Source organism: Nitrospira sp. CMX1 (genome assembly GCF_054902215.1).
This window is the reverse complement of record NZ_JBUBKD010000006.1, coordinates 25,688-44,620: the sequence shown is the minus strand read 5'-3', so window position 1 is coordinate 44,620 and position 18,933 is coordinate 25,688. Positions and strand designations below refer to the sequence as shown.

7 protein-coding genes are annotated in these 18,933 nt (G+C 56.7%); 6 read left to right on the top strand and 1 reads right to left on the bottom strand.

From position 1 onward, the window contains the following. Window positions 1-307: 307 nt before the first annotated feature. A complete protein-coding gene (locus ACYX34_RS01015; RefSeq protein WP_462074690.1) occupies window positions 308-3,043 on the top strand; it encodes a TIR domain-containing protein in 2,736 nt (911 codons plus the stop codon). Window positions 3,044-3,149: 106 nt separating this feature from the next. On the opposite strand, the gene ACYX34_RS01010 is transcribed toward ACYX34_RS01015, so the two are convergent. Continuing rightward, the gene (locus tag ACYX34_RS01010; protein WP_462074689.1) at window positions 3,150-3,323 is read right to left on the bottom strand and encodes a hypothetical protein; all 174 of its coding nucleotides are present in this window, start codon (window positions 3,321-3,323) and stop codon (window positions 3,150-3,152) included. A gap of 718 nt (window positions 3,324-4,041) precedes the next feature. On the opposite strand from ACYX34_RS01010, the gene ACYX34_RS01005 reads away from it, so the two are divergent. The 5 genes from ACYX34_RS01005 to ACYX34_RS00985 all read left to right on the top strand — a co-directional run bounded on the left by ACYX34_RS01005 (window position 4,042) and on the right by ACYX34_RS00985 (window position 18,933). Next, the gene (locus ACYX34_RS01005) at window positions 4,042-5,013 is read left to right on the top strand and encodes a toll/interleukin-1 receptor domain-containing protein (protein ID WP_462074688.1); all 972 of its coding nucleotides are present in this window, start codon (window positions 4,042-4,044) and stop codon (window positions 5,011-5,013) included. A gap of 176 nt (window positions 5,014-5,189) precedes the next feature. Then, a complete protein-coding gene (locus ACYX34_RS01000; RefSeq protein WP_462074687.1) occupies window positions 5,190-8,024 on the top strand; it encodes a metallophosphoesterase family protein in 2,835 nt (944 codons plus the stop codon). After that, a complete protein-coding gene (locus tag ACYX34_RS00995; RefSeq protein WP_462074686.1) occupies window positions 8,021-11,677 on the top strand; it encodes a DUF6603 domain-containing protein in 3,657 nt (1,218 codons plus the stop codon). Before ACYX34_RS01000 ends, ACYX34_RS00995 begins: the two co-directional genes overlap by 4 nt. Window positions 11,678-11,747: 70 nt before the next feature. Then, window positions 11,748-14,657, top strand: a complete 2,910-nt coding sequence (locus ACYX34_RS00990) for a hypothetical protein (protein ID WP_462074685.1) — start codon at window positions 11,748-11,750, stop codon at window positions 14,655-14,657. A 10-nt stretch (window positions 14,658-14,667) separates the two neighbouring features. Beyond that, entirely contained in the window at window positions 14,668-18,933 is a 4,266-nt protein-coding gene (locus ACYX34_RS00985; RefSeq protein WP_462074684.1) for a hypothetical protein, read from the top strand.

Genomic DNA, 18,933 nt, shown 5'->3' with positions numbered 1-18,933 from the left:
ATCGTGCAACGAGGCCAGAGCGCCGACCATCCCATCCTCGCCAGCATGCCGGAGATGCGGTACTTGAAGTGTTTTATTGTGCAGGTGTTGTAACTGCTGGTCACTGTATTGGACATGTGCAACACCAGTGGTATAGGTTCAAACGCCTGATGCCATTCTTTCACGTAGCTCTGTAGACCTTCCTATCCGTAATACGTAAAATGTCCCCGATTTGTGTACGCAAGGCGGTGGGCGGCGTGCCTTTAAGACCGAGTCATAACGGTTTACGCTATTCTGCGCATCGAGTTGTTGACGTATGAGCGATTCCATGCCCAATAACGAACAGTTCGATGTTTTCCTCTGCCACAACGGTGAGGACAAACCGGAGATCCGCCAGATTGCCGATCAGTTGTCGCATAGGGGGCTCAAACCATGGCTAGATGAACGGGAAATACGGCCTGGGACAGCATGGCAAGTAGTTCTTGAAGAGCAGATTAAAATCATCAAGACAGCCGCCGTGTTTGTCGGAAAGAGTGGTATCGGCCCCTGGCAAAACATGGAAATGAGGGCCTTTCTTAGTGAGTTTGTCGAGCGCGCCTGCCCTGTGATTCCCGTAGTCTTGCCCTCAGCAACGGTAACGCCGAAACTCCCAATCCTGCTCAAGAGTCTGCATTGGGTGGATCTGCGAGAAACCGAGCCAGACCCGTACAAGCAACTGATTTGGGGAATCACTAACAAAAAGCCTGACCAACAAACCGCTGATGTGTTCGTAAACGAGCCAAAGGTTAATCGAGGAGTTGAAGAGAGTAATCTGCTTCCTGATAAAGCAAAAATAATTCTTGAGCTTCGCTTGCCAGGAGATGTGGATACATTTTCGGAAAAGCACCAGCAGATGTTGATGAGGTCAATCAAGACTCAGTTCAAAATCGATGAAGTCAAACTGACGAGAGTTGTGGCCGGTAGCGTTCGCCTGTACCTCGAACTACGCCCGGAAGATGCTGACAAGGTGTACACTGCGGGTAAAGTAGGACAACTTGCTGAGTTGTCTGTTTCAGAAGCGCGGCTCTATCCGGCAATTGCCGTTCCTCCAGATCAAGAACAACGCGCGCAACTGCTGATCCTTCTTGATCGTGTTCAGGAGTATTGGGTTGATGGGGTGCTGATGCAGTCTCTCTACCATGAGGTGCTGATTTCTCTTGGCAAGCATGCGATGGATGAGGCTGTTGAACCACCATGGAAGCACATCGTTGCTATTCCAGATCAGCGTCGCCATCTACTCCTGAAGGATCGCAACATCAATACTGTGTTTGACGCGATGGGCTTGCTCCTCATCCTGGGCGAGCCGGGTTCCGGGAAGACGACTAGCTTGCTAGAGCTTGCTGCTGCCTTGATTGTCAGAGCAAAGAACGATTCCAAGGAACGAGTACCTATCGTGTTGAATCTCTCTAGCTGGGAGAAGAATCAGTCCATTGAGGAATGGCTTGCGGTTGAGCTATCTGCAAAGTACCGCATTCCAAAATCGATCGCAACGGCGTGGCTAGAACAGGATTATCTCCTGCCGCTGTTGGATGGACTGGATGAAGTTCAAATTATCTTCCAACCGGATTGCGTGGCGGCCATCAATCAGTTCATCGAGAACAAGAAGCCGTCAGGCATGGTTGTGTGTTGTCGCCTGAAGGAATATCAGTGGCTTCCCGAACGCCTACATCTGAACGGTGCAGTCTGCCTCGAACCGTTGAGCCCAGAAGATGTGAACGAGTTTCTGCTAGCCGGTGGCCCACAATTAGCGGGACTTCAACAGGCGCTTAGGAGTGATCCTGATTTGCGAGAATTGACGAAGACGCCGTTGATGCTGAGCATCATGAGCTTGGCCAGTGAAGGTGTTGACAGCAAGAATTTGAATTTGGGCGGGGCGGTTTCTTCGACGGTACGTCGAGAGCACATCTTGCAGCTTTATGTTGAACGGATGTTTGAGAGAAAAGGATCAACTGCGAATTCACTTCTCAAAAATCAGGCCATAGACTGGCTCTCGTGGTTGGCTGGAAAAATGAAAGAGCAGTCACAGTCGGTGTTCATGGTGGAGGAACTTCAACCTAGCTGGTTGAGTTCCAGGAGACAACGGTTGGCTTATGAGGCGGTGACGGCATTGGGTGTCGGACTGCTCTTCTGGTTGCTAATTGGTTTGGGCTCCATACTGTTCTTCGGGTTTAAAGAGGGGCTAGGGGATGGGCTGTTTGCTGGGTTGACCTCAGGAGTGGTCGTTTTTCTGGGCTGTCGGTCAACATCATCACTAAAAAATATCGTCATGAGTGGGTTTGTCGGTGGGTTAGTCGCCGTAATATTTGCACTATCATTCAAATCAGCCAATGCCCTAGAAGGGGGAAACTGGCTGGCGTTCATGGTGATCGGCATGCTAGTGGGTTGTCTGCCAGGCGGTTTGGGGATTGGTTTGCTGAATGAAATACATCCCGTTGAAACTATGCGTTTGCGATTGAAACAGTTCTGGAGAAAAGCGATTGCAGTCTCGGTCATAGGGCTAGGTGCTGGTCTATTCCTTGGGCTATTGAAAGGTCTAGTTGACGGACTCAGCGAAGGGTTGAGAGTCGGTCGGGAAATTGCAGCAGCTATTGCAGTGTTTTTCGGGCTGAGCTTTGGTTTAAGCGGTGGGTTGATCGATATGGTTAGAGTTGATAAGGCCATTCCCAATCAAGGAATTAAATTATCACTGAAAAATGGATTAGCTGCATTTTTAATATGCGGCTTGCTCACAGGGTTGGTCGCCGCGCTGTGGTTATATGATAATAGTGCCGTGGCTATCGGACTGTTCACCGGGCTAAGCGTGGGGCTCAATCGTGGTGGTTCAGCGGTGGTGAAACACTACGCACTACGATTAATCCTCTGGCTGACCGGCTCCACGCCTTTTCGGTTCATTCCGTTCCTCGACCATTGCGCCAAACTGATTCTCCTCAAGAAGGTCGGTGGTGGTTACATGTTCATCCACCGGACTCTCCTCGAATACTTTGCGGGACTTCCGCCACAAGCTCACAGTGTGCGAAAAGAATAGTCTGTGGCCAAGAATATGAGAGAGTAATAGGGTCGGGAGTCTTTAGTGATGAATTTTCAGAGCAACCGACGAGCAATGAAATCCCGACCCCTGTAACTGTGCATCTTTAGTGCGCAGCGACGGCCTGCGCTTCACGGGCAGCCAGACTCTTCCGGCGATTATTGGAAATGGTGCGGTCGATCATGGCGCCGCAGTTGATGCATTTCCAGGCATAGAACACCAAAAAGAAATCCGAAAACCGCTCCAACATCATCATCCCTTTGCACTTCGGACATTCCATTGATCCCTCCCAATGTGGTTGAGTTCACTGCTGCCGGAGAAGTGAAGCAAGTGCTGAGCCAAAGTGTCAGATATCAATATTGCAGTGTTTTGATAGGTACGTAGTTAAACCGTGAAGGCCATTGCGTCAAATTTGACGGCCTGAAAAGAATAATTCGTCAATGGTTTGTCGTGTTGTCTTTACTATAAAAGGGGTCGGGAATCTTTATTGTGTGCCACGATGCCGAATGGAAATGAACTGAGTTCTAGCTTGCTGCCCGGTGTCGTTCTGTCCGCTGTCAGAATCTGGAGCGCGGCTCAGCGCCGTGGTTTGTGCACATCCGAAGATTCTTGTCGATACTGTGACGTTCTAGGCGAGAGATGACTCCCCATCCGGTGTTTCATCTTTCAATGACTCGAACAACGAAGGCTCAGTGCCGACCAATAGGCAGTATCTGAAGTGTTGTATCGTGCAGGTGTGGTAGCGCACTATTTGTGCGCCATCGGCATGCTCATTTGCTGAACCCTCATAACGAATTTCGTTTCAATCCTGTTCGGTTATCCATAAAGCCTTGGTCCATCAAGAATGGTTGCAGGGATTAGGAAAACGGTGTATGCCTTTCCGCCAGAGACCAGGCCTTTAGCTTTCTGCAAGTTGGAAAACAGCCATGCGGCAAGCACGAGTGAGTCGAGCGTTGGCCCAGAATGTAAAATTTGGACATTCCAGAGGGTACTGATCGATGGCCGGCTTCTTTCTTTCCTACCGACGGGATGACAGCGCCGGGTTTGCTGGGCGACTGGCGGATGACCTGGAAGCGACTTTTGGTGCTGACACGGTGTTCCGCGACGTGGACGATATCCGCCCCGGCGAGGATTTCGTGCAGGCCATCGAATCCCACATGAAGACGGTCGATGTCGTGCTGGTGATGATGGGCCCGCGTTGGCTGACGGCCGGAACTGACGGCACAAGACGGCTGAACGATCCGCATGATTTTGTGCGTCAAGAGATTGCGGCGGCTCTTAGCTCAGGAAGACCAGTCATTCCTCTGTTGGTGGGCGGCGCCGTCATGCCTAGCGAGACCGACCTGCCGGCTGCAATCGTTGGTCTGGCTCGTCGCCAAGCGGTCGTGTTGTCTGATGCCAGCTGGCGTGGTGATGTAGAACGGTTGGTGAAGAGTCTGCGAGAGCTGTTGCCTAATCAGGACACGCAGGCTGGTGCGGAAGGACAGGCGGGCAAGCCAGGGTCTCTGAATCTTCAACTGATGTTGGCTGGGTTGGCAGCGATTGTCGTGCTGGGTGCCGTGATCATGCTGCAGAAGCCATCCACCGCGCCTGTGCCTTTCGAGCCTGCCGCAGTGACCAAACCAACCGTAGATGTCACGGGACGCTGGACGGCCCGAGTGCAGTACAGTTGGGGTGACCAGCATGATGAGGTCTTTGAATTCAAATACCTGGGAAGCGCATTACACGGTACTGCCACCTATCTCAAGGGACGTCTCACCATTGAGCAGGTCAAACTTGAAGGCGACTGGATCAGTTTCAGTACTCGCAGCCAGGAGAGGGTAGGTGACGACAATCCCTGGAAGGAGGTCACCCATCGCTACATAGGACAGGTCATGTCTGATACTATTCGGTTTACCCTTGAAGCCAGTGGTGGCTATTCCGTTCACCCGTCGGTAGAGTTTACCGCTCAGCGGGTACCAACGCCCTGAGGCCATTGTCTTGCCGTAGGAATTCCCCTTTCTACCCATAGTTTTTCGCAATCCCACATGCGGCAGGCCCAATCTTTTAGCTTGATGGCGGAGGAGCGGCTCGTATATATACTTGCACTCGGTCGCATGCGGGCAAGTGTCAAGGGCTGCTGGTCGGACTTCTTGCGAGGTTCGCTGTGGAACTGCCGCTGATTCTGTCCGGTCCCATCCTCCGCCGAGTTGAACCGAGCTTAGTTTCTGTGTGGGTTGCGCTGAGCAAGGCCTGTTCCGTGCAGCTGTCCTTGTTTGAGGGGCTCGCCAAGGTCGGTGACACGCCGAAGTTCAGCCGCGATACTGATAAATCCGACACGATCGCCATCGGAGACAAGCTGCACATCACGGTCGTGATGATGAAGCTCACCGGCATCGATGTTCTCAAGCCTGGGCAGCTCTACTCCTACAACCTCTCGCTGACTGAAAAAACGGGCGGCGCCAAGCACGATCTGAAGTCGCTGGGCTTGCTTCAAGACAACGTGCTCAGTACGACGCCCCTTGAGAAGCGCCGGCTTGCTCTGGGATATGCATTGAATCAACTGCCTAGTTTTGCTCTATCGCCGGACAAGCTCATCGATTTGAAAATCATCCATGGCTCCTGTCGCATTCAGGTATCGGGATTAACAGATGCGCTTCCCTGGGTTGATGATCTGATCAAGGAGAAGGTCCAAGACCCGAACCAACGCATTCATCAATTGCTTCTTGCCGGCGATCAGATCTATGCGGATGACGTGGAACGGCGTGTGCTTCCCCAGATGATCGCCCTGGGCCAAGAGGTCTTGGCTAAACGGGAGTTCCTGCCGACCAACGAACCCAATGGACTCGCGGCGAAGTTTAGTCCAGCCGACGAGAAGAACTTTCCTGCGGGAATGCGGAAGAATCTCGTGTTGTCGGAAACGCGGATGACAACGGTCGATAATCATTCGCACTTGTTGTCCTTCGGAGAGTTCGCGGCGATGTATCTCTTTGCGTGGAATAACGAGGTGTGGCAGCCGGCCGCGATCAAGGATTTCGACGATACGATTGCCGAGTTCCGTGCCAACTACAATACCAAGGTTCCCGACAGCGTGCTGCCGATCTTTCGCCGTCGAGATGACAAGAATCAGCCCAAGATCGCCGACGCGTTGCTGCGTCGATTCACCGACTGTGCATTCAAGACGCTCACCGCGGAGGAGCTGAAATCTGCCATTAAGAAGAAGGATGATTTTGATCCTGTCGTGCGGGATCCAATCGATACGGAGACGCTGCAGTTTGGGAAGTTACCGGCACAAGGGTCCCCGGCGCGCACCGCGTTTTCGAAGATCTATACGTTTGCGGATGGGCTCACGGCCGAGGAGCTCGGCGCGTTCAAAAATTTCATGCAACAGCTATCGGGCGATCTCGGTGGTTTGTACAAGCTTGCGATCGACCGGGGCCGGGACAATTGCCTTGAGGCCCTTAAGAACCAGCATAAGATCCGGCGTGCCATGGCCAACGTGCCCACCTACATGATGTGGGATGATCACGAAGTCACCGATGATTGGAATCTCAATCCGATGTGGCGTGATCGGGTGATGACGAATCCCTTGGGTCGAGCCTGCGTCCGTAACGGCATGTTGGCGTTTGCCCTGTTTCAAGGTTGGGGCAATGATCCTGAGAAATATCTGCAAGGAAAACCCAAAAGGCTCTTGGAGCTTGCATCCACGCTCTACACCGCCACTGCAACGGCGGCGACGCAGCAAACAGCCAACGATGAAATTGAGCAGCTGTTCGGCTTGAATCGCCGGACGGTCGACGTGACGAAGTTTGACGATCAATTGTCCTGGCACTTTTCAGTGCCGGGTACGCGGCATCTCGTGCTGGCGCTCGACAACCGCACACAACGGAACTGGATCACGCGCGGCGGGCCGCCGACCAACATTATTCTCGGCGCGATCGAAAAGCAGATCCCCGCCGGTCCGTTGCCGTCGGGAAAAGAAGTGCTGATCGTCGTTGCACCGCTGCCGGTGCTCGGCCCACCGATGTTCGATGAGTTGATTGCGCCATTGGCCTATCGTGCGTTTGACGTCATCGAGGCGATCAAGAACGGCAATGAAAACCTGCGCGGCATGCCCGGTACGAATCCCGATGCGATTGAGGCGTGGGCATTTGATCCGAAAGCGACTGAGTCGTTGCTCAAGCGGTTGGAACCCTACCGCAAAGTCGTCTTGCTATCCGGAGACGTACACTATGGCTCGGCGCAGGTGATGAGTTACTGGAAGCGGACGGACCCTGATACGGATCCTTCGCGTTTCGTCCAATTCATCTCCAGCGGATTCAAGAAAGTGTTGCCGGAATACTTGCGCGATATCGATTTGCGCCTTTCTCGAGCGCAGCAACTGATCCGTGCCCACATCAACGCCGAGCGCCTGGCCTGGAATGCGAAAGCCGACGTGCTCAATGACAAGGCGACGCAGGCGGTTCCCGCATTGCGGGCGCGGCTTGAAGAAGAGCCGATGTTACTTCCCGCCTACGGGTGGCCGGAGGGCATCGCCGTGAAGCAAACCACGCCGCCCGATTGGTCGTGGCGGATCAAAGTACTATTGGACGAACGGCCTGAATTCAACGGGCAGCCCTATGAGCCTGACAAAGAACGTCCCGAAGCTGCAAAGCCTCCGTCGGCGGGGATCGATATTGTCTCCACGCCGAGTCCGAACCCCAGCTTCCGGGCCGATTTTGCCGATGCCTACCGCCGTCTCATCTCGCGCCACCACCGAAGTTTCGATATCATGCGCAACGGCAGACAGCTCTGTATCGGCAGCAATCTGGGACTGATCCATTTCAAGATCCTCAAGGACGCGCAGAATCAAGATGTATTGCACGCCATTCAGGAATTGCACACGGTCTTTCCGTATGAATTACCGAATGCTTCGGAAGATCATCAGCCGTTTACCACTCACAAGGCGAGACTCACGGGTGATCCTTCCGAGAAGCGGCCCGCATTGCGAGGACAACCATGAGTGCCGAGAACATCTTACAGACCGTCGTCGGCAAGGTGGGAGAATTCTACGAGTGGCTGGCCGATCGACTGAACGATGATGCGGCGCGCGCAGAAGTGCTCATCGATTTGGGACTGCCGCCGACCATCACCGTCGGACAACCGTTCCCTCAGCATCAGATCAAAGGCATCAATGAGTATCGCAAGACGATTAGCATCGAGACTGAAGTATCCGCCGGGCAAGCCCAGGACCTCGGTAAAGTGCTGGGTCTGTCGTCGAGCAAAGCGGCAAAGTTGGTGCTGCCGGAGAAGAATCTCGCCAACATCCGTACCTATCGTGATGCCGAGGATCCGAGCTTCGACGATTTCAAGAAGGCGCTTGGCGACATCAAAGACGTCTTCAACGCGCTGCTGAATTTCATCAAAGCTCTGGACGTCAATCTTCCGTCGTTCAAGGCTCTTGAGATCGCCCATCGGCTCATCGACATTTTAATGGTGGACTACCTGCGCCTGCACTTTGTGCCGTACGGCCCCCTCATTTATTGGTCCGCGCAGCCGCTCGGTTTTTTGGAGGAGCCCCTCACCGCCACGATCCCACATGTGGTGTGGAACCGTTTTGTCACGATCTTTAGAAAGCGAGGTTGGCTGCTCGACGATGAAGAACAAGCGCGTACGTTTTCAGACAACGTGTTCATTCCGCTCGCGGCCGGGCTCGTCATTCTGGAGTTCAACGGGTTGACATCGTCCACATCTCGGGAGGACGACGGCGATCTTTCGACGTTGGCCATCGAGCCGCTCTACGGTTGGGAGCCAGCGCCCGGTTCCGCCACACCGCTCCTCGACAAGATGTCGAAGCGCACGCTCTCGCTCCGCTTCAATTGGAAGGAGCGCGATCCCACTGACCCTAAGAAAGCCATTGATAAGAACGGCACACTCACGTTGTTGTTCGTCCCGAAGATTCATGGTGGGCCTGGCTTGATGGTTTCCTTCGAATTCGGTGCGAGCATCAATGTTCCTATCAACAAAGATTGGCGCTTCAAAGTCACACCGTCAGTGACGGCCGCGGACTTATTTTTTCATCTCGACGAGTTTTCCAAGTCGAGCGTGGGTGGTCCGGGACAGCCGAGTATCAAGTTCGGTTTTGAGGGAGGGAGTGCCGAAGCGCCGCTCTATCGGCTCGGCAAGGAAGACGGCTCGCATCTGCAATTCGGTAAATTTGAAACGGAATTTGAATTGTCTCCCGCCGTGGCAGGCGTGCGGGCTCTCGCGCGCGAGAGCGAATTGGTGCTGATTCTCGACAAGTCCGGCAACGGATTTCTCTCACAGATTCTGCCGGGCGAGAAGAAAATTCCGTTGAATCTGGGGCTGGGGTGGTCGACTGAGCGGGGCTTTTTTCTCGAAGGAGGAAAGGGCAACGTTTTGAAACAAACCAATCCGCCGCCTCCTCCCTCTTCGTCACCGAGGCTGGCCGCAGGGTCCAGAGCCCTCGCTTCTCGTGACGTTGCGACGGGCGACGACAACGACGCGGATCTCAACCGCATCACGCCGGTCGGGAAGACGTTCGGACCCGTGCACATTCAATTCCTGTCGTTGGCGCTCTCGCCTCAGACGGACAACGGGAAGGCCAAGCTGACGTTTGCCGCCACCGTCGCAGCCGACGTCACGTTAGGGCCGGTCACTGCCAGTTTCGATAAGATGGGCTTAGCGGTTTCCGCGGATTTCGCTAAGCCGGATGGGAATCTGACGTTCTTCGATTTAGATTTCGGATTCCAGCCGCCTATGGCCATTGGTCTGGATATTGACGGCAAGGTCGTTCACGGCGGCGGCTTTCTGGATCTGGATCGTGAGCACGATCAGTATGCCGGCGCGCTGCACTTGGAGATCGAAGGCCTCGCATCGCTGTCGGCGTTGGGCCTGCTGAACACGAACATTCCGGGCGGTGGATTTTCGTTGCTGGTGATCATCACCGCCGACGGCTTCAAGCCTATTCCGATCGGCTTCGGATTCATGCTCACCGGCATTGGTGGGCTGCTAGGCATTCATCGCACAGTCAACGAAGATGCGGTGCAGGCAGGTGTACGCGCCAACACGCTCAACGCGGTGCTTGCACCGAAAGACCTAATCCGCAACGCGCCGCAGTATCTGAGCGTGATTCGCAACTTTTTTCCGGTGGCGCGGGATCACTACTTGTTCGGCCTCGTGGCGCAGATCACATGGGGTACACCGCCGTTGATCACCATCAATCTGGCGCTGATCCTCGAACTGGGTGTGCGGACACGATTCCTCATCATGGGGCAGGTCTTAGCCGTTCTGCCGAAGAAAGATCTGGACCTCGTTCGCCTGCAGATGAACATCTTCGGCGGGGTCGACTTTGACCAGAAACGCGCGTTCCTCGATGCGGTATTGTTTGATTCGCGCCTCGTCGATCGATTCGTCATCACCGGCGAGATGCGCATGCGTCTGAGCTGGGGCAATCAGCCGTTCTTCGCCCTCTCTGTCGGTGGGTTGCACCCGGCGTTCATCCCGCCTCCGGGTTTGGAGCGCATGCAACGTGCGGCGATCGTCTTTGCAGACTCGAATGATTTGAAGATCCGGTGCGACTCATACTTCGCCATCACATCGAACACGGTGCAGTTCGGCGCGCATGCCGAGCTGTTCGCCAAGAAGTCAAAATTCAGCATCTCGGGTCAAGCCGGGTACGATGTGCTGATACAGTTTGATCCGTTCCACTTTGTCGCCTCGCTGTACGCGTCATTGCAGTTGAAAGTCGGCTCGACGAATCTGTTCAAAGTCAGCTTCGCAGGCGAGCTCTCAGGCCCCCGTCCGCTGAACGTCAAGGGCAAGGCGACGTTCGAAATCTGCTGGGTGGATTTCAGTGTGTCGTTCACCGTCACGCTGGTGTCGGGCGAAAAACCCCCGTTGCCTGCGCCTGTCGACGTGGGGGCTTTGCTGCGCACCGCATTGGCCGATGCCGCCGCATGGAACGCCGTCATGCCGGGGACCGGCGAGCGTCTCGTCAGCTTACGCGAGGGGCCGGCCGGTGCGGTTCGCATTCATCCGCTGAGCACTTTGACGGTGAAGCAAAATGTGGTGCCGCTCAATACGCCGATTTCGCGCTTCGGCAATACGAGGCCGGTGGGTGGCACGCAAGAGTTTCGGATCCGGCAGATCACGGTGGGCGGCGCCGCATTGATTCCGGCAGCCGACGATCTCGTACGCGATCATTTCGCACCGGCGCAGTTCCGTGACCTGACGGATGATCAGAAGCTGTCGAGCCCGTCGTTTGAATTATTGCCTGCCGGTGTCCGCGTTGGGAGCCAGGCGGTGGATTGCGGAATTCCCGTGTCCGCTGCCGCGGATTTTGAAGACATCGTGATTCCGAGTCCACCCGAAGCGCCGCGGACCACGACGACCATTCCGGTCAATGTCGCGAATCGGTTTTCTGAGTGGAGTGCGGTCGGGATCAGTGACGCATCGCGTCTCGGTGCGATCCGGTATCGTGGTTCGACGATTCCGTCCAAGTCGGTTCCGAGGACGTTTACGGTGAGATCCAAGGTTGATTTGTCCAATCTTGAGGGGACGACGACGTTCGCCACACGGCTCGAAGCTGCCGATGTCCTGAAGAAGTTGAATAAGAAGGATGCGGCGAACTTCCAAGTCCTCGTGACGCGGTAACGAAATGGTGTGATGCCCACACCGGAGACGTGCAAGACGGCAGAGCCGGGGGCAAGAAGGAGCAGATCCTATGGCAGACACTGCAGCGCGACACTTCTTACCGTGGGTCCGGCAAGGTGCAGCCGCCGGCATCACGACGCCGGATTCCCTAGGCCCCGCTCAGCGTGCCGACGTCTCGCTTCCGGTGAGCGTGACGCTGACCAACTTCACTGTGCCTGGGCGGGATGTGCGTCTCTACGGCCCCGGTGATGTGACCGCGATTGATCCCAAGCAAGTCGTCAGAGTCGAGCCTCGGCATCGCACCACGAACTTTGAGTCGAACTTTTTCCCACTGATTGAATTCGACCGTCCCGATTTTCCGTGGCTCTTCACACCGGCAAAAGCCGGTGCGGGAGAGCGATTGCGGCCGTGGATCTGTCTGGTCGTGGTGCGCAAGCGGGCAAGTGTCACGCTCGGGCGTACGGATGCTTCGCCGTTACCGGTGCTTGATCTCACCAGTCCGGTGGCGGAGGACCTGCCTGATCTTGAAGAATCGTGGGCATGGGCCCATGCGCAGGTGGTGGGGGCCTCAACGGATACGGTGTCCGTGCTCAAGAACACCATCGAAGATGCTCCAGCGCGCACGGTGTCGCGGCTCATGTGTCCACGACGTCTCGATCCGGATGTCGCCTATATAGCCTGTGTGGTGCCGACATTTGAAGTGGGACGTAAAGCTGCGCTTGGCCTTCCTGTCGCCGAACACGAGCTTGAAAAGCTCGAACCGGCATGGCGCCTCGGTCAACCCACTGCGCCCTTTCAGTTGCCGGTGTTGTACTCATGGGAATTCACGACCGGGCCTGAAGGCGATTTCGAATCCTTGGTGCGCGACCTGAGGCCACAGCCGCTTCCCGAACACGTCGGAACACGACTGCTCGATCTGACGAAGCCGGGATTCGGGCTCCCTTCCGGTGGGATGATTGCCATGAAAGGCATTCTCAAGCCGCCGGAACCCGTGACGGCCCAGCCGCAACCGGTCCTCAAACTGCTGCAGGGCAAGCTTGCGGACATTTTGAACTCGCCAGTCAATGCATTGAACCAGCCGGTGACTCAGGACCCCATCGTCGCGCCACCCATCTACGGCTTGACCTATCCGCCGAGGGAGCGGGTGGATATGAACGCTACGCCGCAGCATTGGATCAATGATCTCAACCTGGATCCGCGCGATCGCATTGCCGCGAGCCTTGGTACGCGCATCGTACAGGAAGATCAAGAACATCTCATGGCGTCGGCCTGGCAGCAGGTGGATGCGATTGAGAAAGACAACGAAGAGCGGCGGCGAAGGCAGTTGGCCGCCGCCACGCGAGAGGCGACATGGGGACGCCATGTCAGGTCGATCGACGATGATGGCTTGCTGCAGGTCACCGGTTCGAGCCTGGCGAAAGTCGCGGTGTCGGTCAAGGTGGGCGAGAGCAATGTTCAGCGCACTGTGGCGTGGCAGTTGAGCGGATCGGAGGTACCGGGATTCCAATCTGCAGTGTTACGGCGAGTGGCACGTCCTCGTGGGCCGATCAACCGGCGCGCACTGACGCCGGCCATTGTGCAGACGCAAATCGTGGCGCGTCCAATGATGAAACTTTTCCAGTCGCTGCCGCCGGTAAACCGGATCGTGATCACGCCTCCACCGCGAATCTTCGTCGGCCGTATGGCCACGATCAAAAGCGTCTCGGATGCTGCCGGTACACCGCACATTGATCAGGCGAGACTGGTACCCTCCAACTTTACCTCCACTGTGCCGCCGCCTATTTTCACCCCTCCCGTTCGGCCTTCTGTCCTCAGGTCCGAGATCAAGCCGCTAGTCTTCACTCCCACCGTGCGGCCGCCCGTCCTGACGATTCGCGAAACGCAGGGGCAGAGTTTTCGCGCCGTCGACGACGGTGGGCCACGCGAGCCCACACCGATGACTGAGTTTCGCCAGGCCGCCTTCGCACATTTATCGAAGCTGGTACGTATCGGAGAAACGGGAAAAATCGTGTTCCGCGTTCCCGATCTGGGATCGCTGAAAGGGCGGCTACAACCGAAGCAGGTGTCGATCATTCCTGGGTTAAGAGGCCTCAACGAGGCAGTAGTTCAGGACGAAGAGCAAGTCGTGGCACATCCACAGTTTCCAGCGCCGATGTCCGAGCGCCTCATGGAATTGGCTCCGGAATTTCTCCTCCCTGGGCTGGAGGACGTTCCACCGAACAGCGTCACGCTGGTGCAGCCGAACTCGCGTTTTATCGAAGCGTTCATGATCGGGCTGAATCACGAAATGGGTCGCGAGTTGCTGTGGCGCGAATATCCCACAGATCGACGCGGCAGCTATTTCCGTTTCTTCTGGAATCGTCGTGGTTCGGTACAGCAAGAATTCATGCAGCCTATCCATACGTGGAATGGTCCGCTTGGCCGCAATCCATCGGCTTCCGGCAATCCCGATCAATTAGTGCTCTTGGTCCGTGGAGAGCTCTTTCGGCGCTATCCCAATGCCGTGATTTATGCCGCAAAGGCCACGGGAACGGCCACTAATCCGAAACTCACGACGGAGGAGCGCTATCCCTTGTTTCGTGGTTCGGTGTCGCCTGATGTGGTGTTCTTCGGTTTCGACCTGACGGCAAGTGTGGCTCGAGGCATTGATCCCGATCCCGGTTGGTTTTTTGTGATCCAACAACAGCCCGGCGAGCCTGACTTTGGACTCGATATGCCGAAGGATATCGATCCGCAGCCGTCACGCGTCACGGATTGGAATCAGCTCACATGGCGACACCTGGTACAGACCGCCACGGAGCTTCGTGCGATGACCCACGTCAAAGTCGGAGTGAAACCTGCATCGCCGTTGCCACCGCTTCCCGATACGTCCGCCAACCCGCCTGGAGCCCAGTGGGGGGCGAACGGCGCGCACATGGCACGCATCACGCTGCAGAAGCCGGTGCGCATCGCGATCCTTGCCAGACAGATGTTGCCGTGAAGGAAGAACTATGCCTGACCCCTTGCTGATCAATGGTGATCGTCCACTTGTGCTGTTTCCGGTTCGCCTGGAAACCCGCTTTTTCGGGCAAGAACTGCGGATCCGTGTGTTTCCCGACAAGATTCATGTGGACACGCATGAGCCCGAGTTGACGACTGACGAAGTTGTATGGGGCAAGCATTTCCACACCCTGCTCTGGAGTGCGAAGACGGAAGAAGCGCAGAAGGACGCATGGCGCCAACTTGCAGATCGGTATGGTGCCGAGCGTGCCTCATGGATTGTACGGCAGTTGACGCCGACGAATCAGTCGGACCGGCCGACAAAGCCGCCCCGATTTCCGTCGCCACCGATGCGCCCTCAAACCCAGGGCAATGAAACCTGGACTCGCGCCCCACGCACGACGGTGCTTCCCGATCAGTGGATCGCGACGGCATTTGTGCAGGGGACCAGCGCCGTGACCGTGGCCGGGAACCTGATCCCGGACATCGTGCCGGTCGGCCCCAACCCGCAAGCTACCGTTCGTCAAGGGGACGAGGCCCTCGCCGTCGATGAGGGCATGACGTGGATGGTTGACTTCAAAGAAGCGGAGCGGATCGGCATGGGGCTGCGCATGCAGCTGCCGACGGCAACGCCGAAAATCGATCTCCTCCTGGTCTTTGGTGTGAAGAAATCACTGGATGGCACAGCGTCATTGGCTCGACTCAAAGAATTGATCGAGGCGCACCAATACACTGACGGCATGAGTCTCGTTACGCAAGGCACGCCGACCAACAATACGGAAGACGGTGCCTCCGGTTTTCGCACCGACGATCCGGGACACGACAAGAGCTTTCGGTTGATTCTCGGTGCTCCCCAGTTTCAGCCAGAGGATGGATCGGACGGGGATATCCTTTCGAAAATCCTTGGTGTTCCCGCAACGCTCCTGGCACGTACCGGCAACGCGGATGCGCGCGAACAACAGGAAGCCCGCGACATGAATCGCGCACTATGGCCATCCACCTGGGGCTACTATTTGGAGCAAATGATCGGGCTCGGGGATGTCAACGGCGATCAACCCGGCCTCTTCCCCCCAGACCAAATTGATGTGAATCTGGACTGGGCGCGCCATCACTTTGTCGATTACGTGAGGGCGGGTGGCCCCCTTCCCACCATCCGTGTCGGCAAGCAACCCTACGGCATTCTGCCCGTCACGGCCCTCGACTTGTGGGGAGCCATGCCGGAGGACGGCACGCTCGCCTCAAAGGATGGCGCTGTAGTGGCGTTGATCCGTCGCCTCCAAGACTACTGGAGCGATGAAAGCCGGACGGCCGCGCGTATGGGCAATCACAGTGATCCCGATATCGACTTCAGCGAAGTCTTTGCGATGGATGCGTTGTCGACGGATTACTCCATCCGGCATATCTTCGGGCTCTTCTACACCCAAGAGCTGTTCGAGTTTTTGCGGACGCCCACACCCGACGGTTGGAATCGAGTGCAGCGGTCACAGGCGATTTCGGCGCTGAACCTTATTGCGGGGCTTCGCGGCGTCACGCCGCGCGCGGCGCTGACGGTGTGCGATCCTGCACGTTCTTCCTTGAACCTGCCGTTGGTCCAGGCTTCGTCGAGCGAGGAATTTATCTTCAATTACATCGACCAGTTATTGAAAGCGCCTACGCTCGACGACATTGTCCAAAACACATTGATTCCCACCCCATTCAGCCTCCTGTATCTGCTGCTGCGTCATTCGATGATGACCGAATATGCGAACGCCGCGGCACGCATGCTTGGCCGTGAACCCCATCGGCGGGCTGAGCCAGAGCATGTCCGCTTTTCCCAACTTCCGATGGAAACGCCGCTCGACCGCGTCATGGCTGCCGCACTGCATACAGGACAGGCGTTCACGCAACCGGCCGACGGAGCCGTGCAAGATTTTCGCAAGAGCCTCACGGCGTTGAAGGTGTTGAAGCCGCGCAAGCTGTCGATGTTGATGCGCAGCACGCTCGATGTGACCTCGCATCGATTGGATGCCTGGGCGACGTCATTTGCCACGAAACGCCTGAAGATCATGCGGCAGAAAGATCCTATTGGGGTCTATCTGGGAGGCTATGGTTGGGTTGAGAATCTACAACCTGGGCCGCCACGGACGGAGGTAACTGCGCCAGCCAACGAATCTGGACCACTCTTCGGTTCGGCGAATGATCCCGGTTTTGTTCATGCGCCGTCACTCGATCAGGCTGCGACCGTGGCGGTGTTGCGAAGCGGACACCTGACGCGTTTCGGTCGCACGTCCGATCCTGAAGCCGATCCACTCGCGATCGATTTGTCGTCCGAACGTGCTCGCACGGCGCAATACCTGCTCGATGGGGTGCGGTCCGGACAGCCGCTCGGCGCGCTGTTGGGATATCGCTTCGAGCGCAGCCTGCACGAACGAGGGCTTGATGCCTTCATTGCCGCATTCCGAGAGCAAGCGCCGCTGACGGCTACGCGCGTGGATGAGAATGGGCAGGCGGTGGAGAGCGTCCCGGCTAACCATGTGGTGGACGGACTGAACCTCTTGCGCCAGATCAACGAACCGAATGCACGGCCACGTGTTTTGCAGGTTGTGGGGAATCGGGCAGGGTTCCCGGTGCCGCCGATTGTGAATGTCGAACTCGATGCTTTGGCGACCAGCGTGGATGCGTTGAGCGATGCCTTATTGGCCGAAAGTGCCTATCACGTCGTGCGAGGGAATCCCAGCCGTGCCGCAGCCACGCTGGACGCCTTAGAACGTGGCGAAGCGCCGCCGCCGGACTTGGAAGTTCTCCGCACACCGCGAACAGGTTCCGCGTTCACTCATCGTGTGGTGACGTTGTTTCCCGGCACTCCGGCCGCCCTTGCAGACTGGACGTCGACCCATCGGGCATTGGCCGAACCGTTTCTCAACGCATGGGCAGCGAAGCTGCTGGGCAATCCCATGAAGGTTCGCTGCGTGGTCGAGCGTGTGAATGGCATGACCGGCGCAGTGATCGATAGGCAGGAGTTTCGGCTCAACGATCTGAAGCTGGCGCCGCTCGATGTGATTCACGCACAGGAGGCAAGCGAAGATTCGCAGCTGTCTGAGCTTGAGCAGCGCTTCATATTTTTGGCACGGCGAAAGGTGGCTCTCACAGCGACACAGACGTTGCGACTCAATCCCTTGCGAGATCCCTCATGGCCGATGACGGATGTCAGTTGGTCGGAGTTCGCCGAAGTGATGCGAACGACCCGCCGTCTCCTGACCAGCGGGCGCGCACTTCGTGCGGGTGACTTGAATCCTGCCGCTATCGGTGATTCCTCAAGCGCTCTCGATTCGGCCAACTTGAAGGTGCGGGCAAACCGTGCGCTGACATCGCTGCGTCAGCTGCAGATCAAATTGAAGACGGCACTGGATGGTGCGACCCTCACCACGCTCGCGCCGCTGCGGTCCGCGATGCAGACGATGGCTTTGTTTGGTATCCCAGGAGCCATCCCCATCTCGGCGGCCGGCCAGACTGATACGGACATGAAGACGCTCGTCTTTCAGGCGCGATCGCTCGATCGTGAAGCAACGGAGCGGCTTGCAAAAGCCGATGTCACGACGGATTCCACAGAGCAGCTGAAACATCTCTTTGGCAAGAGCTTCGTGGTGTTGCCGCGCTTCCGCCCATCGAATTTGGCGGAGATCCAACGGGCGTTGGGTACAAGCACGGCAGTCCAAGATGGTGATCCGCTCAATGTGGTGACGTTCCACCAACGCATGGCACGCGTTCGTGAGAATGTCGCGTGGTTCGATGATGCGCTGCAATATGCCGAGGCGCTCAACAACGGCGACGCGCTCACGCTGCAGGTGGCCCAGCTTCCCCAAGCCGACGGCGATCGATGGGTCGGCTTACCGTTTATTCCGGACAAGCCAGTTCCCCCGGGTCGGCTGTCATTGATCGTGCACATCCCTGAGGCCATTGATTTCACACAACCTGCGATTGCCGGGTTGCTGATCGATGAGTGGGTGGAAGTCGTGCCCAATGCGAGCGAAACCACCGGCGTCGTGTTTCAGTACAATCAGCCGGATTCCGTCGCGCCGCAGGCCATTTTGGTGGCCGCTCATCCCAATCCGGTGGAGCAAGCATTCTGGACGATTCCGTGGCTACAGCAAGTCTTGCGGGAAACGATCAGCTTGGTCCACATGCGGGCCGTCACGCCCGATCTGCTCGACGAGACCGCGCACTATCTTCCCGCGGCATACTTCGCCTTCAACGCGGAAGGCCATACCGTCTCCACAGACTTCTTGAAGAGGAACTAG

Bases quoted from the DNA above. Each gene is read 5' to 3' on its own strand.
- ACYX34_RS01015 (WP_462074690.1), top strand. From the start codon at position 308: ATGCCCAATAACGAACAGTTCGATGTTTTCCTCTGCCACAACGGTGAG.
- ACYX34_RS01010 (WP_462074689.1), bottom strand. From the start codon at position 3,323: ATGGAATGTCCGAAGTGCAAAGGGATGATGATGTTGGAGCGGTTTTCG.
- ACYX34_RS01005 (WP_462074688.1), top strand. From the start codon at position 4,042: ATGGCCGGCTTCTTTCTTTCCTACCGACGGGATGACAGCGCCGGGTTT.
- ACYX34_RS00995 (WP_462074686.1), top strand. From the start codon at position 8,021: ATGAGTGCCGAGAACATCTTACAGACCGTCGTCGGCAAGGTGGGAGAA.
- ACYX34_RS00990 (WP_462074685.1), top strand. From the start codon at position 11,748: ATGGCAGACACTGCAGCGCGACACTTCTTACCGTGGGTCCGGCAAGGT.
- ACYX34_RS00985 (WP_462074684.1), top strand. From the start codon at position 14,668: ATGCCTGACCCCTTGCTGATCAATGGTGATCGTCCACTTGTGCTGTTT.